The following is an 18,038-nucleotide window of genomic DNA, read 5'->3' as shown; positions in this document are numbered from 1 at the left end:
GCTGCCCCGCGGTCCCAGGGAGAGGGGGAGGGCGCGCGGCACCGGCTCGGGCACCCCCCCTCCGTATCGGCTGTGCTGGTAGCACTCGCCTACTTGGCGGAGCAGGACGGCAGGTCGGAGGTCTTGCCCGCGCGGATCTTGTCCAGGGAGTCCACCGCGTCGTCGATGGTCTTGACCTTGACCAGGGTGAGGCCGTCGGGGATGTCCTTGGCGGCCGAGGCGCAGTTGGCCTCGGGGGTGAGGAAGTACTCCGCGCCCTTGCTGCGGGCGCCGACCGTCTTCATCTCGATACCGCCGATCGGACCGACCTTGCCGTTGTCGTCGATGGTGCCGGTGCCCGCGACGAACTTGCCGCCCGTGAGGTCCTCGGGGGTCAGCTTGTCGACGATGCCGAGCGCGAACATCAGGCCGGCGCTCGGGCCGCCGACGTCGGCGAGCTTGATGTCGATGGTGAACGGGAACGTGTGATCGGTCCCGGCCTGGATGCCGACGATCGCCCGGTCACCCTCGGGGGCCTTCTCCGTGGTGATGGTGATCTTCTCGGTGGCCGTGGCCTCCTTGCCGGCCTTCTCGGCGGCGGCGGCCTCCTTGGCGGGCACGATCGTGAACACGACGTCCTCGCCCGGCTTGTGCTTGGTCACCAGCTTGGCGACGTCGTCGGGCTGCTCGACCGCGGTGCCGTCCACGGCCTTGATCACATCACCGGCGTGCAGCCTGCCCTCGGACGGGCTGTCCTTGAGAACGGTGGCGACGACGACCCGGGACTGGACCGGGATGTCCAGCTCCTTGAGCGCGGCGACCTTGGCGCTCTCCTGGGACTGGCTGAACTCCTCGGCGTTCTCCTGCGTCGACTGCTCCTCCGTCTTCCCGTCCGGGTAGAGGGTGTCGTGCGGGACGACGACGTTGTCGTGCGCGATCCAGCCGTAGACGGCCTCGAAGAGGTTCATCTTGTAGTCGGCGCTGGTGACGCGGACCGTCGTCATGTTGAGGTTGCCGGTCGTCTCGTACGTCTTGCGGCCCGAGATCTGCAGGACGGGCTCGCCGTCGTGGTCGCCGAGGGTGTTCACCGTCGGGCCCGGAGTCATCTCCGCGTACGGGACTTTGATCAGCACACCCGCGCACAGCAGCGCGATCAGCATCAGGGTGGAAGCGAGCATGGTCGCGGTGCGGCGAGGCATGGAACGACAGTACGGGACGCCCCTGTGAGTGCACCCCTGGGGCCGGTCCGTCCGGGGCGCTACGGCGGCCCGGACGGGGTCAGGCCGCGTCCGTCCCGGTCTCCGCTTTCGCGCTGTCCTCCATCGCGGCGCGGAACTTCGCGTACCCCGCGAGCTCGGTGACATCGCCGGTGCGTCCGGACTTGCGGGCGCGGGTGGCCCAACTGCCCCACAGGGCCGCGCCGATCGCGGCGAAAAGCGGAATGAGCAGCCATGCGAGCGATGCCATGCCGACCTCCCGACCCCAACTGACCGATCACTACTGAGTGATCAGCAGATTAGCCATCCGTACGGACAACGCTCAGGGCGGGGGTTGGGTTACGCAACCGGAGGGACTGGTGCTTCCTCCCGTGACGTACGGGATCAGCAGGCGCCGACCCACTCCTCCGTACCGTCGGAGAACCTCTGGTGCTTCCAGATCGGGACCTCGTGCTTGAGGGTGTCGATCAGCTGCCGGGAGGCCTCGAAGGCCTCGCCCCGGTGCGGGCAGGAGACGGCGACGACCACCGCGATGTCACCCACTTCGAGGTCGCCCACGCGGTGGACGGCCGCGAGCGCCCGTACCGGGTAGTCGGCGCAGACCTTCTCGGCGACGCGGCGCAGCTCGGCCTCGGCGGAGGGGTGGCAGGAGTACCCGAGCGCGTCGACGTCGGCGCCCCCGTCGTGGTTGCGCACGGTCCCCACGAAGAGCGTGGTGCCGCCGGCCGCGCTGTCGCCGACGGCCGTGAAGACCTCGTCGACCGAGAGCGGGGTCTCGCGGATCGCGAGCAGCCGGATCGGATCCTGCGCCGCCTGCTCGCCTGGGTGGTCATACCGTGCAGCCATGCCCTCCATCGTGCCGTACGGGAGGGAGATCGCGGAATAGCGGTTTCGACCGGGTGTACGGGTGGGGGGTCGGAGGGTCCTACAGGCCGGAAGGTCACAACGGCGGCTCATCGTCACACCCGGGAACGCCCGGCGGATCGGGCGGGGCCGCGACAGGCCGGCGGAGGACTCTCACGGCTTCCTCGACACGGCCGAGCTCGATGAGGCAACCGGCAAGCTGATCCCTTGCGGACGACGCGTGCCGTTCGAGCACGGCGACGGCCTCGCCGGTCCGTCCCGCGCCGGCCAGCAGCTCGGCGATGTCAGAAGCCCCGTACGGGGTACAGCTCTCAGGGTGGGCGCGGGCCCGCGCGATCGCCGCGTCGACGCCGTCGTGGGCGGCGATCAGCGACAGCCGAATCCAGTACAGGTCCCACTGCTCCTCGCCCCCACGGGCGGCAGCGAGGGCGTCGAGGTGCGCCAAGCCCTCCCCGGGGCGGCCCTGCGCTTGGTACTGCTCGGCGAGGGCATGGAGGATCCAGTCGTCTCCGTTGTGGACCACCGCCTGAGCGCGCAGCACGTCGATCGCTTCGCTTCCGCGGCCGTGCCGGGCCAGGAGCTGCGCGAGCTGGTAGGCGGAGTTGGGGTCGCTGCCCGGAGGCTCGTCGGCCCGCCGGTATACGGCGATCGCGCCTTCCACGTCGCCACGCCGCTCCAGCAGCTCGGCCAGACTCTGCACGGCGTGGCCCAGGCCCTCGGTCGCGGCGTAGGCGCGCAGTTCGTCGATCCGGTGGTGCCCGGCCAGCAGGTCGGCCAGTTGATCGCGACCGTTGACCGACGTGATGTTCCGGGTGCGCAGCAGAGCCACTGCTTCGTCGAGGCGTCCCTGACGTTCACGAACGGTGGCCAGCAGGCTGATCGCCGTGTCCGCATCCAGGCCGCGGCAGCACCACGGAGAGTCGCATCGATGGTCGGCGGGAATCAGAGCGGCAAGCAATTCGGCCGCTTCCTCGTTGCGGCCGGCCACGTCCGCAACGTCGACCAGCGCCCTGGCAATAGCCCAGTCGTCGATATACGGCCGCGCGAGGCGGAACGCCTCGTCACTGTGGCCGTGCCGGGCCAGCAGTCGCGCGTGGAACTCCAGCGCCGACGGATGGCCGGCTGCCATACGAGCTCGGCTCAGGGCGATTGCCTCGTCGGCCTGCCCCCAGCTCTCCAGGAGTTCCGTCGTGCTCCTCACGGCGGTCCACCAGCCCGTGGCGAGGTACGGGGCGAGAACCTCCAGGGCCTCGGCCCGCTGGTCCCGCTCGCCGAACAGCCGCGCGCACTCCCGCGCGCAGAACCACTCACCGTGGTGGGCCCAGTACTCGACCACCTCGTCATGGCCGAGTTCCAGAAGCCGTGAGACCAGGTGCGGCGGGATGCACCCGGACCGCGTCCGGGCGCGGTAGTCGAGATCAACAGCGTCCACGGCGACACACCGTAAGCCCTGCCCCCAGGCCCGTCAGACCCCCCGTCGCTTGCGAGCCCTCCGTACCACCGCCGCCGCGCCCAACAGCGCCACCGTCGCGCCCGCCGCGCCTGCCGCCGTGGCGTCCTTGCGGCCCAGGCGGCGGCCCGCGACCGTGTGCCGGCCCTCGACCTCCGCGAGGAGTTCGGCGAGGACTTCCTCATTGGTCCACTGCGGACGCCAGCCCGCGTCGTGCAGGCGGCTGACGCTGACCACCCACGGGTGCATCGTGTACGCGAGGTCGCCCGCCGGGGACGGGGTCAGGCCGATGCGGTGAAGGCGGGCGGCGGCGCCGAGGGCGACCGTCGAGGGCAGCTCCATGCGGCGGATGCCGCTGAGCTCCTCGACCTCCTCCTGCTCCAGCCAGCCGTCGCAGCCGACCGCCAGATCGCCTTCGACCTTCTCCAGGACCGCGTACTCGAGGGCGCTGCACAGGTCGTCGACATGGCAGAACTGCCAGGTCGGGCGGGAGCCGGCCACGACCAGGAGGCGCGGGGACTCGAAGTATCGGGTCAGGGCCGTGTCGGTGCCGCCGACGAGGACCGCGGGGCGCAGCACGGTGACGTTGAGGCCGGGGTGGGCGCGGGGCGCGCGGCGGGCCAGGCGCTCGATCTCGAGCAGGTCGCCGACGCCGGTGGCCTCGGCGGTGGCCTTGAGCTCGGAGTCCTCGGAAAGCGGGAGCTCGTTCTCGGGCAGGGCTCCGTAGACCATCGCGGACGTGCACAGGACGACCCGGTGCACCCCGGCCGCGGCGGCCGCGGTGAGCACGGTCTGGGTGCCGCGCACGTTGTACGCGGTGCGGGCGGCGGCGTCGGTCTCCAGGTCGAGGTCGAGTGCGAGATGGACGACGACGTCGGCGCCGCGCAGTTTCTCGGCGATCGCCGGGTCCCGTACGTCCAGGATGTGCCACTGGGCGGCCGCGCACTCACCGCGCCGCTCGTCGATGGCGATGACCTGCTTGATCTCGTCGGAGGCGGCCAGGCGCTCGGTCAGGCGCGCGCCGACCCCGGTGGCGGCACCCGTGATGGCCACCACCGGGCCGCGTACGGCCGGGGTTGAGTCGTTTCGCGCTGCGCGAACCTTCGGATCCGGGGAACTCACCAGGCGTCTCCAGCGGTTGTCTTCAGTACGTACATGAATGACGCGTACGTACCAGGTGACGTCCATCCTGCCGCAGCCGTTGCGGTGACGGAGCACCGAGGCCCGAAGCGGGCCGGGTGTCTACGCTGGGTGGCAAGACCTATCGGCGCCGCCGGTCGGTCGGTCTAGTCGGGCAGTCGCCGTCGGCAGTCAGCCGGCGGCCCTACGAGCCGAGGATTCCCGTGAGTGACACCCCATTCGGATTCGGCCTTCCGCCGGAGGAGCCGGAAGACGGCGACGAAGGCAAGAAGAAGGACCAGCAGGGCGGCGGTGGCCAGGGCGGCGTTCCGGGGAACCCCTTCGGTTTCGGGTTCCCGGGGGCCGGCGGTCCCGGCGGCCCGGGCGGCGACAACCCGTTCGCCGCGATGTTCGGGTCGATGAACCCGAACGACCTGGGCGCCGCCTTCCAGCAGCTCGGCCAGATGCTCTCGTACGAGGGCGGCCCGGTGAACTGGGACATGGCCAAGCAGATCGCCCGCCAGACCGTCTCGCAGGGCACCGCGGACGGCACCAAGGACGCGAGCGTCGGTACCGCGGAGCGCGCCGCGGTCGAGGAGGCCGTGCGTCTGGCGGACCTGTGGCTCGACGGCGTGACCTCGCTGCCCTCGGGCGCGAACACGGCGGTGGCCTGGTCGCGTGCCGAGTGGGTCGAGGCGACCATCCCGGTCTGGCAGGAGCTCGTGGACCCGGTGGCGGAGCGCGTGGGCGCGGCCATGGGTGACGTACTGCCCGAGGAGATGCAGGCCATGGCGGGCCCGCTGATCGGGATGATGCGGTCCATGGGCGGCGCCATGTTCGGCCAGCAGATCGGCCAGGCCGTGGGCGTGCTCGCGGGCGAGGTCGTCGGCTCGACGGACATCGGCCTGCCGCTCGGCCCGGCCGGCAAGGCCGCGCTGCTTCCGGTGAACATCCAGGCGTTCGGCAAGGACCTGGGCATCGACCAGAACGAGGTGCGGCTGTACCTGGCCCTGCGCGAGGCCGCCCACCAGCGGCTCTTCGCGCACGTTCCGTGGCTGCGCTCGCATCTGTTCGGCGCCGTCGAGGGCTATGCGCGCGGGATCAAGGTGGACACCTCCAAGCTGGAGGACGTGGTCGGCCAGTTCGACCCGTCGAACCCGGAGGAGCTGCAGAACGCACTGCAGCAGGGCATGTTCCAGCCCCAGGACACCCCCGAGCAGAAGGCCGCGCTCGCCCGTCTGGAGACGGCGCTCGCGCTGGTCGAGGGCTGGGTGGACGCGGTGGTGCACGAGGCCGCCAAGGACCGTCTGACCTCGGCGAACGCCCTGCGCGAGACGCTGCGCCGGCGCCGCGCGAGCGGTGGTCCGGCCGAGCAGACCTTCGCGACCCTGATCGGTCTCGAGCTGCGTCCGCGCCGGCTGCGCGACGCCGCGCGCCTGTGGGCCTCGCTGACCGACGCCCGTGGCCTCGACGGCCGCGACGGTCTGTGGGCGCACCCGGACATGCTGCCGACCGCGAAGGACCTGGACGACCCGGACGGCTTCGTGCACCGCGGTGACCAGGGCGCGGACGCGTCGGGCGACGACGAGCCGAAGCTGGACTTCGACGCGATCGACAAGATGCTTGGCGAGGCGGCGGGCGGTTCGAAGCCGGACCTTCGCAAGGACAAAAAGGACGACGAAGAGGGCGACGACAGCAAGTGAGCCTGCACGATGACGCGGTCCTCGTACTGAAGGCGTACGAGGACCAGGAAGAGCTGCGCCAGACGTATCTGGATCATCTGGCGGCCCACCCCGACGGCATGTGGAAGGCCTGCGAGGCCGGCCATCTGACGGCCTCCGCGCTGGTCGTCGACCCCTCGCGCGGCAAGGTGCTGCTCACACTGCACAAGAAGCTGAACATGTGGCTGCAGATGGGCGGCCACTGTGAGCCGGGCGACACCTCGATGGAGGCCGCCGCGCTGCGCGAGGCCACCGAGGAGTCCGGCATCGAGGGGCTCACGCTGCTCGACGGCGGACCGGTGCGCCTGGACCGGCATCCGATTCCGGCGCCCTGCAACTGGCACCTGGACATCCAGTACGTGGCGCTCGCGCCGGCCGGTGCGCCGGAGGCGATCAGCGACGAGTCCCTCGATCTGCGCTGGTTCGCGTACGACGAGGTGGCGGATGTGGCCGACGAGTCGGTGGTACGCCTGACCGAGCGGGCGCGCGCCCGGCTCTGACCCAGCTCATGGGTAAGGGGCGGGTGCACAAGCACCCGCCCCTTACCCATGACCAACTGCCCTGCTACGACCAGGCGTTGCCCTGGTTCTGACCGCGGGCACCCTGCTGGCCCGCGCCGAACTGGGCGGCGACGCCCGAGCCGATCACCGCGTTCTGCGGCGGCATGACCTCGCTGGGCTGGACCAGGACATAGCCCTGGCCGAGGAAGCTGAGCTCCCAGCCCTCGCCGGTGTTGCCGCGCCGGCGGCGCACGCTCGAGTTGGTCGTCTGCGCCTGCATCTGTACGCGCAGGGAGGTCGACCAGGCGACGATCGCGTCGGCGTCGACGCTCACGTACTTCTCGGGCGTGACCTGCATCATCAGCGGCTGTCCCGAGGTCATGAGCGCGACCTTGCCGGTGCCGGTGATGTTCAGCTGGTACTTGCCGGATCCGGAGATCCCGTACTGGCTGTCCACCGCGATGACTTCATGGTTGAGGTTCGTGTCGAGCGCGAGGACGTACGCGCTGTCCACCGTGAGGCCCTCGCGCTCGACGTCCACGAGGTGGATGTACTGCGCGAGGTTGGCGAGGTAGACGGTGCCCTGGCCGGAGCAGCGCATGAGGTCGAGGCCCTCGCCCGTGCGGCTGCGGGACCGGCGCTGGCCGGCCGACTGGTACTCGCCGTCGAACTCGACCAGGCCCTGGTACGCGACCATCGCGCCCTTGCGGGCGAGCAGGTCGTCATGGCCCTGCAGGGCGACCCGCAGCAACTGCGGGTTCTGCAGGGCGTAGCGCTCCTGGGTCTGGTTCTCGGTCTGGCTGAAAAGCGCACTCTGCATGGTTGGTTCGCTCCCCCTCAGCCCCGGACCCGCAGGCGGTCGGAGCTGTCCTCGCTCGGTTGTACGACGACGATCCCCTGGCCGGAGAAGGCCATCTGGTAGGCCTCTCCGCTGCCCCGACCCACGAGGGAGGAGGCCTTGAAGCTGCGCTTGCCCTTCACCTTGAGGTTCGGGGACCAGGCGAGCAGGGCGTCGGGGTCGACGTACGTCTCGTCCTCGCCGCGGCCGCAGTCGACGACCAGCGGCGTGCCGCGCGAGGTGATGGCCACCCAGCCGGTGCCGGCGACCTCGACGTTCCACAGACCCTGGCCTGCGAACTTCGCCATGCCCTTGACCTTCTCGACGCCCCACTGCAGGTGCGCGTCGAAAGCAAGGAGGTTGGTGCCGTTGACCGAGAGCGAGTCGTTGTTCAGGTTGATCACGACCACGTCGGCGCCGTAGTCGGCCAGGTAGAGCAGGCCGTCGCCGGAGCACTTCATGATCGGCGCGCCTTCGCCGGTGATCCACTGCGAGGCGATCTGGCGGACGGCCGGCGGGTTGGGCTCGTACTGGATGAAGCCTTCGTACGACACCATCGAGCCGGTGCGCGCGTAAAGGTCCTGGCCACTGGCCATGGCGACCTTGAGCATCGTGCGGCCGTGGTTCTCCATACGAGCGGCCATCGGGGTCGGGGCGTAGCCCGCGAGTTGCTGCATCATTTCTTCGGGCTCCCTCAGACCTCGTAGGGCTGGACGACGATGAAGTTGCCGGGCGCTCCCCGGAATTGGAGATTCACGGTCTCTCCGCTGTGACCCGGGAAGGAATTCCGGCGCAGGCGCACCTGGCTGGAAATGATCACCTGGGCCGCGGAGGACCACGCCACGATCGCATTGCTGTCCGCGTACGTGGTGGGCGTGACCGGAAGGACCACGGGAATGCCGTGGGTCTTCACGATGACGGTGCCGGTGCCCTGGAACTGCATCGTGAACAGCGCGCCGCCGGGGATTCCGTGCCCCTCGATGCGCCGCACTTCGTGCTGCAGCGTCTCGTCGAAGGCGAGGACGTTCTCGGCGGAGACGCAGATGCCGTCGCCCTGCAGCTCGATGGAGTGCAGATGCGCACCGTTCTCGGCGAGGAAGACCTGGCCGCGGCCGGTGCAGCGCATCAACTGCATTTCCTGGCCGGTGGCGTTGCCGATGATCCGGCCCGCGAAACCGGCACTCTTGTACGAGAAGTCGACCTTGCCCTGGTACATCACCATGCTGCCCTGGCGGGCGAGGACGGGCGTACCGCCCATGCTCAGGTCGACCCGCATCATCTGCTGGTTCTGCGGGGTCCAGCGGGTGCCGGTGGCCGTCTCCTTGTACGGCTGGAGCGCGGCCTGCAGACCGGGGCCCGTGGCGGGCTGGGCCTGGGGCATGCCGTATCCGGCAGGAGCGCCGGGCTGTCCGGGCATGCCGGGCGGCTGACCGTACCCCTGAGGCGCGGCGGGCTGGCCGGGGACCTGCCCGAACTGCGGCTGCTGGGGCGGCTGCTGCCCGTAACCCGGCGGCGGCTGCTGTCCGTATCCGGGCGGCGGCGCGGGCTGGCCGGGAGCCGGGGCCGGCGGCGGGACGGTGCCGGTGGGCATCGGGGCGACGACGGTGGGGGCCGTGTGGACGCTCGGCGCCTGGGGCTGGGGCTGCGGTGTCTGCTGCGGGGCCGGTGCGGCCGGGGCGCCGAAGTTCGGTGCCGGGGCCGGCGCGGGCGCCGGAGCGGGTGCCGCGGGGGCGCCGAAGGACGGGGCCGGAGCGGGTGCCGCAGGCGCACCGAAGGAGGGCGCACCCTGCTGCGGCGCCTGGGGCTGCTCCTCGGCGACCTCGCCACCGAAGTTCTTCAGGAGCGCGTCGAGCCCGCCGTCGAAGCCCTGGCCGATGGCCGCGAACCGCCAGACGTCCTTCAGATAGAAGTCGCCGAGCATCACGGCGCGCTCGGTGGTGAACTCGGAGCCGTCGAAGGCGTACCGGCACACCTCCTCGCCGCCGGCCACGATCCGGATGTAGCCGGGTCCGATCTGCGACATCTGTCCGTTGCCGTCGATCGTCGCGGTGAACGAGAGCCGGTGGATCTGTGGCGGAATACGGTCGAGCGTGACCCGGAACGACTCCGTGTCACCGGACTGCGCGCCGAGCAGCTGCAAGGACTCCTCGGGCGACTTCGGCTGGTTGAAGAAAATGAAATAGCGGTCGTCGGAGAGCTGCTCGTTGGCGTCGAGCCCGAAACAGCTGATGTCGAAGCTCAGTCCAGGAGCCGCGATCTGCACACCTACGTACAGATCCGTGCCCGGAGTGAGATCACTGATCTTGGCCTTGTGGCCGCGTTGGAATTCCCTGGCCATGCGTAACGACCGTCCCCCATCCCGATGATGTGTGCGTCGCGCGTCAGGCTAACCGCAAATCCTGGGCATGGGCCAAGCCGGGACAGACTCGGTACACAGCGGCTTCACCGCCGCCGGGTTGTGACTATTCCGTGCGGGCGGCCGGCAGGTGCGGGAGACGCTCGGCGGCTACCACCCCTTCGAGGTAGCCGCGGGCTCTTTCGGTACGGGGGTACGCCTCCAGAAGGCGCCAGAAGCGGGGCCCGTGACCAGGGACGAGAAGATGGGCGAGCTCGTGCAGGAGCACGTAGTCGACCACGTACTCGGGCATTCCCTGGAGGCGGTGGGAGAGCCGGATACTGCCCTCGGCCGGGGTGCAGGAACCCCAGCGGGTGTTCTGATTGGTGACCCAGCGTACGGAGGTGGGCCGGGCACGGCCCTCGAAGTACTGCCCGGACAACAGCTCGGCCCGCTCGGCGAGTTCCGCGTCACCGAGCAGCCGCTTGCTTTCCTGAGCTGCGAGTTTGTCGAGCATCACACCGACCCAGCGCCGCTCTTCAGCCTCGGACATCCGGGCGGGGATCAGCACGATGGTGCGGTCGCCTTCACGGTACGCGGAGACCGTGCGCCGCCGACGGGCGCTTCTGCGCACCTCGACCGGCCCCTGCTCCAGGTCCGCCTGGTCCGGGCCGGCCCGGTCCGCGCTCGCCGCCGGGCCGCGTGGCGGCTGGTGCTTCGTGCTGCGCTGTGGACTTCCGGCGCGGTGCAGTGGGTCGGCGGGCACGCCCCGACGTTACCGGCTGTCGCCGCCGGAAGTCCCGTCTCCGGGCGGGTTCCGGCCTGGCGGCCCGCGGACGGGTCTCGTTTGTACGACTTATCAGGCCGCCTGTGGACAACTTTCGGCAGGGTGAGCGGGCCCTGGTGCACCGTGTGCACATGCACCCGCGACTCAAGACCTCGCTGCGCCACGCCTGGCGTGATCTCACGACCCTGCAACTCGGTGTCACCCCCGCGCACGCCCGCACGCTCGGCCCGGTCGCGGTCGGCATGCTCGCCCTGCTCCGCAAGCTCGACGGGACGCGCGGGGTGCCGTTGCTACGGGCCGAGGCGCGGGACGCGGGCCTGCCGGAAGGCCACCTGGACGCCCTGCTGGAGCGCCTCACCGCGGCGGGACTGCTCGACGACGCGACCGCCGGTGCGGGCGATCCGGCCGTCGACCGCTTACGTGCACGGACCGACGTCGCCCATCGCCTCACCCCGGAGCTGGCCGCACTCTCCTTGATCGACGACGAGCCCGGTGCGGGCCTCAGGCGTCTTGCCGCACGCGGGCGCCTTGGCGTGCAGGTGCGCGGTGCGGGACGGGTCGGCGCCCAGGTGGCCGCGCTGCTCTCGGCCGCCGGGGTCGGGCGGGTCGACCTGGTCGACAGCGGGACGGTGGAGCCGTGGGACATCACCCCCGGCGGGCTGTCCGGTACGTCCGTCGGGGAGCGCAGAGTGGATGCCGCGCGACGGCTTGTACGTCAGTGCGCAGCCGGCTGCGCCACGCGCCCCGGCCGCGTCCACTCCCTTGTCGTTCTCGCGCCCCGCGACGCCCTCGCCGCGTACGCACCCGACCCCGCCGAGGTCGAGCACCTGACCGCCCGGGGCATCCCGCATCTGTACGCGGGCGTCCTCGAAGCCACCGGTTTCACCGGACCGCTCGTCCTTCCCGGACGCTCCGCCTGCGCCGGCTGTCTGGAGCGCCGACGGATCGCGGAGGATCCCGCCTGGCCGCTGCTGCTCACCCAGTGGCGGTCGGGCGGCGGCGCACGTGCCGGGCGCGCCGCCCCCGTACCCGCGGGAGCGCTCACGCTCTCGGCCGCCGTCGCCGGGCTGACCGCCGCCCATGCCCTGGCCCACCTCGACGGGGAGACACCCGCCGCCGCCGGACACCGCTGGGAGCTCGCCCTCCCCCAACTCGCCTGGCAGTCCGTCCCTCTGCGCCCGCATCCCGGCTGCCCGTGCGGGGCACAAAACAGCTGGGTACGGCCACCTGTACGTCACAACTCCGACGCGCCCTCGGAAGATCCAGCGCCACAAGGGACAATGACCGAGCAGACCCGCCGCGTGACAGGACGCGTCGGTGATCAACCGCCCGTCAAGGCGCGGCAGTCCGGTCCCCGGACTGGGAGTCCGGTTTCCGGAGCAGGAGGGGCGCATGTCTGATCTTCCTCGCAAGGCGGTCACCCGAACCGCCAAACTGGCCGCGCTGCCGCTCGGCTTCGCCGGGCGCTCGGCCTGGGGGCTCGGCAAGCGGATCGGCGGCAAATCGGCCGAGCTCGTCGGCAAGGAGCTGCAGCAGCGCACCGCGGAGCAGCTGTTCAAGGTGCTCGGTGAGCTCAAGGGCGGGGCGATGAAGTTCGGGCAGGCGCTGTCCGTCTTCGAGTCGGCGCTGCCCGAGGAGATAGCCGGTCCGTATCGCGCGGCACTCACCAAGTTGCAGGAGGCGGCGCCTCCGATGCCGACGCGCACCGTGCACGCGGTGCTCGCCGAGCGGCTCGGCGAGGACTGGCGCGGTCTCTTCGAGGAGTTCGAGGACAAGCCCTCGGCCGCCGCGTCGATCGGCCAGGTGCACCGGGCGGTGTGGCACGACGGCCGTGAGGTCGCCGTGAAGGTGCAGTACCCGGGTGCGGGTGAGGCGCTGCTCTCCGACCTCAATCAGCTGAGCCGGTTCGCCCGCCTGCTCGGTCCGCTCATCCCCGGTATGGACATCAAGCCGCTGATCGCGGAGCTGCGCGACCGGGTCTCGGAGGAGCTCGACTACGGGCTCGAAGCGGCCGCGCAGCGCACCATGGCCGAGGAGTTCGCCGGGGATCCGGATGTCCTGGTGCCGGCGGTGGTGCACCAGGCCGAGCAGGTGCTGATCACCGAGTGGATGGACGGCATCCCGCTCTCGGAGGTGATCGCGGACGGCACCGAGGAGCAGCGCGACCGCGCCGGCCAGCTGCTCACCCGCTTCCTCTTCTCGGGCCCCGCCCGTACCGGGCTGCTGCACGCCGACCCGCATCCGGGCAACTTCCGCCTCGTGCCGGACACCACGGACGGCTCCGAAGACGCGGACGGCTCGGACGCTGCCACGTGGCGTCTGGGTGTTCTCGACTTCGGCACCGTGGACCGGCTGTCCGGCGGGCTGCCCGAGACCATCGGTCTGGCGCTGCGGATGGCGCTCGAGGGCGAGGCCGACGAGGTCTACGGGATGCTCTGCGAAGAGGGCTTCGTCAAGGAGAGCATCGACCTCGACCCGGAGGCGGTGCTCGACTATCTGCTGCCGATCATCGAACCGGCGCTCGCCGACGAGTTCACCTTCACACGCGGCTGGATGCGTTCTCAGGCCGCCCGGATCGGCGATCCCCGCTCCCCCGCCTACCAGTTGGGCAAGCGGCTCAATCTGCCGCCCGCGTATCTGCTGATCCACCGCGTCACGCTGAGCACCATCGGAGTCCTCTGCCAGCTGGGCGCGACGGTGCGGATGCGGGATGAACTCGAGGAGTGGGTGCCCGGGTTCGTCCATGAGGAGTACGAGGAAGAGGAGCCGGACGAGACGGCGGCTCAGGCCTGATCCCCTGCCGGCCCCAGCACCCTCACCACCAGGACGAGTCCAACCGCCCCTCGATCGCACGCAGATGTTCGCGCGAGCAGTCGTCGCAGAAGTAGCGGCGGCAGCCGTTCTCCACGGAGCAGGTCCAGGTCGGCCGGGGTGAGTCGGCCGTGGTGCCGCAGGGGGCGCACACCAGCTGTTCCACAGCGCGAGATTGCTCGTCCACACCGTGACGATAGCCCCGCGCCCTCGGACGCCCGGGCACAACGCACCGCGGGGGCCGCCCGGTTCGGACGACCCCCGCGGTACACGGAAGGATCAAGCTCGCTCGGGCGCCCGGTGGACGGCCGTCATCGCGAGGACGACCGCGGTCAGTTCATGACCGCCATCGCGAGGGCGCGGCGCGCACGGAGCGAGGCTCGCTCCGCACGGCGCTGCATCCGGCGCGCGGACACGAGGCGCACGGCCTCGCGCTCGGCGTCGGCCTCGCGCATGCGCTCGTGCATGTGTGCACGGGCCAGGGCTTCAGGTTGGAGTTGCATTTCGCGGGTCCTGTTCTGGCGTGACGCGGTCACACCGGTGTGGGAGAAGTCAGTGGTTGCGGAGCCGAGCGGCTCGCGGTCGGCAGTGGCCGACTTGAATCGGTGCAGCATGGGGGCCTGCTTCATGGGGTCGTGCGTCTCGGGACGGTCGATGGTTCCGGCGGTGCTCATGCGACGACCGGGTTCTTGCGCGGGCGGCCACGGGGCCGCTTGCGGGCGACGACCACACCCTGGACGAACAGCTCGCCACCCCAGACACCCCAGGGCTCACGCCGCTCCTTCGCACCGGCGAGGCAGGCCTCGACCAGCGGGCAGGTACGGCAGAGGGACTTGGCGTACTCGACATCGGCCGGCGACTCGGCGAAGAAGACCTCCGGGTCGAAGGAACGGCAGGGGACGGGCACGCCGAGGTTCTCGATGGCGTCGTCGAGCGCGGTGAGCGCGGTGAGGGGAGTCAAGGTGTTCTCCTGAAGGCCGGGCGGGGGGTTCGTCTCTGAAGGCGGTACTGACGGGGCGTGCGTTTCGGTAGGCACGGTGTGTGTCTTCCTCGTCTGGTCGTTCCGGCCTGTTGGCCGGGTGGCGGCTTGGTACCAGGTACTGCTTGTCCGGTGGCCCCTTCTGCTTCATCCATCCCTGTTCGGGACAAACAAAGGGGCCGCGGATCCCGGGTGGGGTTCCGCGCCCCTGAAGGCGCCGGCCTGATCGTCGATCAGGCTGGATCACTCCAGGGTTCGAGCCCGCGGTAGGCCCACATGTGCTGGTGCTGCGTCGTCGTCTGCTTCCGGGATCCGGCACCGGCCGCCGCAAAGGCATAGGCCTGCGCCTGTGCCACTACTGCTGCTTCCGGTGCCTTGGTCGGTCGCTCATTGCCGCCGAGGTTGCGCTCACTGGCGAGCAGCGAGACGGAATCCACGGGGGTGGCAATGGGAGCCGGGGCGGCCAGGCGGCCGACGCGAACGCCGGACAGACCGGTGCCCAGGAGCGAGATACCGAGCGGGCAGGTGGCGACGACCGAGCGGTCAACGTCGGTCATTTTGGTGCGGTTGATGATGCTGATCACTGGGCTCGCCTCCTCTCGGCGTCTCGGGACCGGTCATGCTGTGTTTCCACAGCCGACGGTCGCTGATGTTCAAGGTCTTCAAGTACAACACGGAATCCGGGCTTCAGGAAGCGTCCGTTTCAGGGCCTCATGAAGCGCCCCTCTCCGTGCTTGAAGAACCTATGGGTCTTCGTCGGGCGCGCGCAAACTATTTTTTCGACGAGTTTTCCTCAGTCGCTCCCGTCCTCCTCCACAACTGCCGTCGCGGGCGTCTCACCTGCACAGATGGCGAGGACGTCGGCTCCGAAGCGATCAAGTTTTCTTCTGCCGACGCCGGGGATGCGCGCGAGGTCCTGCGCGTCGTCCGGAACGTTCTCCGCGATCGCGATGAGCGTCTTGTCCGTGAACACGCAATATGCGGGCTGGCCGATCTCCTGCGCCCGGTCCGCACGCCACTCGCGCAGCCGCTCGTAGAGCCCCTCGTCCATGTCGGACGGGCAGTCCTCGCAGCGCATCAGCTTCAGTTCGCCCGCGTCGGTGAGGGTCCGTCCGCAGACCCGGCAGGGCACGGGGGCGCGGGGCTTGCGCGCGGGGCCGCGGGTGCCGCGCTCGACCGACGAGCCGCCCGCCGCTCCCCCGGCCCGCCTCGGCCCCGCGCCCACGGAGCCCGGGCGCAGTCCGTCGAGGAAGGAGCTCGGCCGTCTGCTCGCCCGGCCGCCGGGTGAACGCGAAAGGGCCCATGACAAGGAGAGATGGCGCCGGGCGCGGGTGACGCCCACGTAGAGCAGTCGCCGCTCCTCCTCGACCTGTTCGTCGGTCGTCGCGTACGCGATGGGCAGCATGCCCTCGGTCAGGCCGACCAGGAACACGGCGTCCCACTCCAGGCCCTTGGCCGCGTGCAGCGAGGCGAGCGTGACGCCCTGGACGGTGGGCGCGTGCTGGGCGGCGGCCCGCTCGTCGAGTTCGGCGACCAGATCGGCGAGGGTGGCCCCGGGCTTGGCGGCGGTGAAGTCCTCGGCCAGGCGCACCAGGGCCGCGAGGGACTCCCAGCGGTCGCGGACGGCGCCCGAGCCGGCCGGCGCCTGGCTGGTCCAGCCCTTCGTGGACAGGACGGCCCGCACCTGCGAGGGCAGGTCGACGGCGTCGTCGAGCAGCGCGTCATTGCCGCCGAAGCGGGCGGCGCCACGGAGCGCGGCGCCTGCTTCCCGTACCTCCTGGCGCTCGAAGAAGCGCTCGGCGCCGCGCAGCTGGTAGGCGATGCCGGCGTCCGCGAGGGCCTGTTCGTAGAGCTCGGACTGCCCGTTCGTACGGAAGAGGATGGCGATCTCGCTCGCCGGAGTGCCCGCGTTCATGAGGTCGCGGATCCGGCGGGCGGTGTGCTCGGCCTCGGTGGGCTCGTCGCCGTACTCGGCGTAGACGGGCTCGGGGCCGCCCTCGCGCTGCGAGACCAGTTCGAGACGGTGCTCGGCGGCCCGGCCCTTCGCGGCGGCAAGCAGTCCGTTGGCGAGGTGGACGACCTGGGGGGTCGAGCGGTAGTCGCGGATGAGCTTGACGACCGTGGCGCTCGGATGGCGCGTACGGAAGTTGAGGAGGTGATCGGGGGTCGCGCCGGTGAACGAGTAAATCGTCTGGCTGGCGTCACCCACCACGCACAGGGTGTCCCGCTCGCCGAGCCACAGATCGAGCAGCCGCTGCTGGAGCGGGCTGACGTCCTGGTACTCGTCCACGACGAAGTGCTGGTACTGCGAGCGCACCTGCTCGGCGATGTCGTAGCGGTCCTGCAGGATCGCGACGGTGAGCAGCAGCACGTCCTCGAAGTCGATGACGCCGCGTTCCTGCTTGAGCTGCTCGTAGTGCGTGTAGATACGGGAGATCTCGGCCGGATCGCGCGGGGCGTCGCGGCCCGCCTTCACCACGGCCGCCGGGTAGTCCTCGGCGACGGTCTGGGTGACCTTGCACCACTCGATCTCGCTGGTGACATCACGCAGCTCGCCCCGGTCCAGGCGGATACGGCAGCGGGCCGCGGCCTCCGCCACCAGCTGCGCCTTGCGCTCGACCAGGCGGGGCATGCCGCCGCCGACGGCTTTCGGCCAGAAGTACTGGAGCTGTCTGAGCGCCGCCGAGTGGAAGGTCCGCGCCTGCACCCCGGTCGCGCCGAGCTGCCGCAGCCGCCCGCGCATCTCGCCTGCGGCGCGGTTGGTGAACGTGACGGCGAGCACGCTGGCCGGCTGCAGGATCCCGGCCCTGACCCCGTACGCGATGCGATGCGTGATGGCGCGCGTCTTGCCCGTGCCGGCTCCCGCGAGCACGCACACCGGGCCGTGCAGGGCGGTGGCGACCTCGCGCTGTTCGGGGTCGAGCCCTTCGAGCACGGCGTCTGCGCTTCCCGGGACGTCCGGGAACAGCGGGGAAGGCGTTGCGGCTGTCACCCCGCCATGCTGCCAGGTCTCACGAGCAGCCCGTGCCGCTTGTCCACAGGGGGCCGCTTCCGTCGTACTAATGAGCGGTCCTTTGTGGGAATGGCGCACGCCTGACGTACGTTCTCCACAGGTGCGAGCACGCACTGGGACCGTTAAGGAGCGCGAGAGACATGCCGGGCACTGTGACGATGTACAGCACCACGTGGTGCGGCTACTGCCAGCGGCTGAAGAAGCAGCTGGACCGCGAGGGCATCGCGTACAAGGAGATCAACATCGAGCACGACCCGGAGTCCGCGGCGTTCGTCGAGAAGGCGAACGGCGGAAACCAGACGGTTCCGACGGTCCTCTTCGAGGACGGCTCGACCCTGACGAACCCCTCGCTGGCCCAGGTGAAGCAGAAGGTCGGCGCCTGATCTTCGTACGACAGACGACGGGCCCCCGCCGGATCACCGGCG

19 protein-coding genes are annotated in these 18,038 nt (G+C 70.5%); 5 read left to right on the top strand and 14 right to left on the bottom strand.

What is annotated here, in order from left to right; all coding sequences use genetic code 11:
• Positions 1-89: 89 nt before the first annotated feature.
• The 5 genes from JAO81_RS21985 to JAO81_RS21965 form a co-directional block, all read right to left on the bottom strand.
• Positions 90-1,178, bottom strand: a complete 1,089-nt coding sequence (locus JAO81_RS21985; protein WP_199549618.1) for a PDZ domain-containing protein — start codon at positions 1,176-1,178, stop codon at positions 90-92.
• 79 nt (positions 1,179-1,257) lie between these two features.
• Positions 1,258-1,446, bottom strand: coding sequence for a hypothetical protein (locus JAO81_RS21980; RefSeq protein ID WP_165332982.1), 189 nt, complete (start codon positions 1,444-1,446; stop codon positions 1,258-1,260).
• A 134-nt stretch (positions 1,447-1,580) separates the two neighbouring features.
• A complete protein-coding gene (locus JAO81_RS21975) occupies positions 1,581-2,042 on the bottom strand; it encodes a molybdenum cofactor biosynthesis protein MoaE (protein ID WP_199549617.1) in 462 nt (153 codons plus the stop codon).
• A gap of 94 nt (positions 2,043-2,136) precedes the next feature.
• Positions 2,137-3,492 (bottom strand): tetratricopeptide repeat protein, encoded by a 1,356-nt coding sequence (locus JAO81_RS21970; protein ID WP_199549616.1) that lies wholly within the window; start codon positions 3,490-3,492, stop codon positions 2,137-2,139.
• A 33-nt stretch (positions 3,493-3,525) separates the two neighbouring features.
• A complete protein-coding gene (locus JAO81_RS21965; RefSeq protein ID WP_199549615.1) occupies positions 3,526-4,632 on the bottom strand; it encodes an SDR family oxidoreductase in 1,107 nt (368 codons plus the stop codon).
• Between the two features lie 221 nt (positions 4,633-4,853).
• Between JAO81_RS21965 and JAO81_RS21960 the strand changes: the two genes are divergently transcribed.
• Entirely contained in the window at positions 4,854-6,332 is a 1,479-nt protein-coding gene (locus tag JAO81_RS21960; RefSeq protein ID WP_199549614.1) for a zinc-dependent metalloprotease, read from the top strand.
• A complete protein-coding gene (locus JAO81_RS21955) occupies positions 6,329-6,850 on the top strand; it encodes an NUDIX hydrolase (protein WP_199549613.1) in 522 nt (173 codons plus the stop codon). Before JAO81_RS21960 ends, JAO81_RS21955 begins: the two co-directional genes overlap by 4 nt.
• Positions 6,851-6,914: 64 nt before the next feature.
• Here the strand turns inward: JAO81_RS21955 and JAO81_RS21950 are convergent, their stop codons facing one another.
• The 4 genes from JAO81_RS21950 to JAO81_RS21935 form a co-directional block, all read right to left on the bottom strand.
• Positions 6,915-7,670, bottom strand: coding sequence for an AIM24 family protein (locus JAO81_RS21950; protein WP_199549612.1), 756 nt, complete (start codon positions 7,668-7,670; stop codon positions 6,915-6,917).
• Positions 7,671-7,687: 17 nt separating this feature from the next.
• Positions 7,688-8,368 carry an AIM24 family protein gene (locus JAO81_RS21945; RefSeq protein WP_165332976.1) on the bottom strand — a complete coding sequence of 227 codons (681 nt, stop codon included), beginning with the start codon at positions 8,366-8,368 and terminating at the stop codon, positions 7,688-7,690.
• A gap of 14 nt (positions 8,369-8,382) precedes the next feature.
• Positions 8,383-10,026 (bottom strand): TerD family protein, encoded by a 1,644-nt coding sequence (locus JAO81_RS21940; protein WP_199549611.1) that lies wholly within the window; start codon positions 10,024-10,026, stop codon positions 8,383-8,385.
• A 124-nt stretch (positions 10,027-10,150) separates the two neighbouring features.
• Positions 10,151-10,789: a M48 family metallopeptidase gene (locus JAO81_RS21935; RefSeq protein ID WP_199549610.1), complete on the bottom strand. Its 639-nt coding sequence runs from the start codon at positions 10,787-10,789 to the stop codon at positions 10,151-10,153.
• Between the two features lie 152 nt (positions 10,790-10,941).
• On the opposite strand from JAO81_RS21935, the gene JAO81_RS21930 reads away from it, so the two are divergent.
• Together JAO81_RS21930 and JAO81_RS21925 are read left to right on the top strand one after the other, a co-directional pair.
• On the top strand, positions 10,942-12,210 hold the full coding sequence (locus tag JAO81_RS21930) for a TOMM precursor leader peptide-binding protein (RefSeq protein WP_199549609.1): 1,269 nt from the start codon (positions 10,942-10,944) through the stop codon (positions 12,208-12,210).
• A complete protein-coding gene (locus JAO81_RS21925; RefSeq protein WP_199549608.1) occupies positions 12,203-13,603 on the top strand; it encodes an AarF/ABC1/UbiB kinase family protein in 1,401 nt (466 codons plus the stop codon). The genes JAO81_RS21930 and JAO81_RS21925 overlap by 8 nt, the downstream gene beginning before the upstream one ends.
• A gap of 22 nt (positions 13,604-13,625) precedes the next feature.
• Here the strand turns inward: JAO81_RS21925 and JAO81_RS21920 are convergent, their stop codons facing one another.
• The 5 genes from JAO81_RS21920 to JAO81_RS21900 all read right to left on the bottom strand — a co-directional run bounded on the left by JAO81_RS21920 (position 13,626) and on the right by JAO81_RS21900 (position 17,664).
• Positions 13,626-13,808, bottom strand: a complete 183-nt coding sequence (locus tag JAO81_RS21920) for a hypothetical protein (protein ID WP_199549629.1) — start codon at positions 13,806-13,808, stop codon at positions 13,626-13,628.
• Between the two features lie 145 nt (positions 13,809-13,953).
• Positions 13,954-14,295: a hypothetical protein gene (locus JAO81_RS21915; RefSeq protein ID WP_165332971.1), complete on the bottom strand. Its 342-nt coding sequence runs from the start codon at positions 14,293-14,295 to the stop codon at positions 13,954-13,956.
• Positions 14,292-14,657 (bottom strand): WhiB family transcriptional regulator, encoded by a 366-nt coding sequence (locus JAO81_RS21910; protein WP_165332970.1) that lies wholly within the window; start codon positions 14,655-14,657, stop codon positions 14,292-14,294. Before JAO81_RS21910 ends, JAO81_RS21915 begins: the two co-directional genes overlap by 4 nt.
• 176 nt (positions 14,658-14,833) lie before the next feature.
• Positions 14,834-15,157 carry a hypothetical protein gene (locus JAO81_RS21905; protein ID WP_199549627.1) on the bottom strand — a complete coding sequence of 108 codons (324 nt, stop codon included), beginning with the start codon at positions 15,155-15,157 and terminating at the stop codon, positions 14,834-14,836.
• A 236-nt stretch (positions 15,158-15,393) separates the two neighbouring features.
• Entirely contained in the window at positions 15,394-17,664 is a 2,271-nt protein-coding gene (locus JAO81_RS21900) for an ATP-dependent DNA helicase UvrD2 (protein ID WP_374194326.1), read from the bottom strand.
• Positions 17,665-17,753: 89 nt separating this feature from the next.
• On the opposite strand from JAO81_RS21900, the gene JAO81_RS21895 reads away from it, so the two are divergent.
• A complete protein-coding gene (locus JAO81_RS21895) occupies positions 17,754-17,996 on the top strand; it encodes a mycoredoxin (protein ID WP_165332969.1) in 243 nt (80 codons plus the stop codon).
• Positions 17,997-18,038: the final 42 nt, after the last annotated feature.

Origin of the sequence: Streptomyces sp. N35, assembly GCF_016464295.1 — a bacterium.
In the GTDB taxonomy this organism is placed as follows: Bacteria; Actinomycetota; Actinomycetes; order Streptomycetales; family Streptomycetaceae; genus Streptomyces.
Note: the sequence above shows the minus strand (reverse complement) of the source record. Positions and strands in the feature narration are given on the sequence as shown.

Coding starts and splice junctions, on each gene's coding strand:
- JAO81_RS21925 (WP_199549608.1), top strand. CDS start 12,203: ATGTCTGATCTTCCTCGCAAGGCGGTCACCCGAACCGCCAAACTGGCC.
- JAO81_RS21980 (WP_165332982.1), bottom strand. CDS start 1,446: ATGGCATCGCTCGCATGGCTGCTCATTCCGCTTTTCGCCGCGATCGGC.
- JAO81_RS21950 (WP_199549612.1), bottom strand. CDS start 7,670: ATGCAGAGTGCGCTTTTCAGCCAGACCGAGAACCAGACCCAGGAGCGC.
- JAO81_RS21930 (WP_199549609.1), top strand. CDS start 10,942: ATGCACCCGCGACTCAAGACCTCGCTGCGCCACGCCTGGCGTGATCTC.
- JAO81_RS21940 (WP_199549611.1), bottom strand. CDS start 10,026: ATGGCCAGGGAATTCCAACGCGGCCACAAGGCCAAGATCAGTGATCTC.
- JAO81_RS21895 (WP_165332969.1), top strand. CDS start 17,754: ATGCCGGGCACTGTGACGATGTACAGCACCACGTGGTGCGGCTACTGC.
- JAO81_RS21985 (WP_199549618.1), bottom strand. CDS start 1,178: ATGCCTCGCCGCACCGCGACCATGCTCGCTTCCACCCTGATGCTGATC.
- JAO81_RS21945 (WP_165332976.1), bottom strand. CDS start 8,368: ATGATGCAGCAACTCGCGGGCTACGCCCCGACCCCGATGGCCGCTCGT.
- JAO81_RS21905 (WP_199549627.1), bottom strand. CDS start 15,157: ATGACCGACGTTGACCGCTCGGTCGTCGCCACCTGCCCGCTCGGTATC.
- JAO81_RS21915 (WP_165332971.1), bottom strand. CDS start 14,295: ATGAGCACCGCCGGAACCATCGACCGTCCCGAGACGCACGACCCCATG.
- JAO81_RS21975 (WP_199549617.1), bottom strand. CDS start 2,042: ATGGCTGCACGGTATGACCACCCAGGCGAGCAGGCGGCGCAGGATCCG.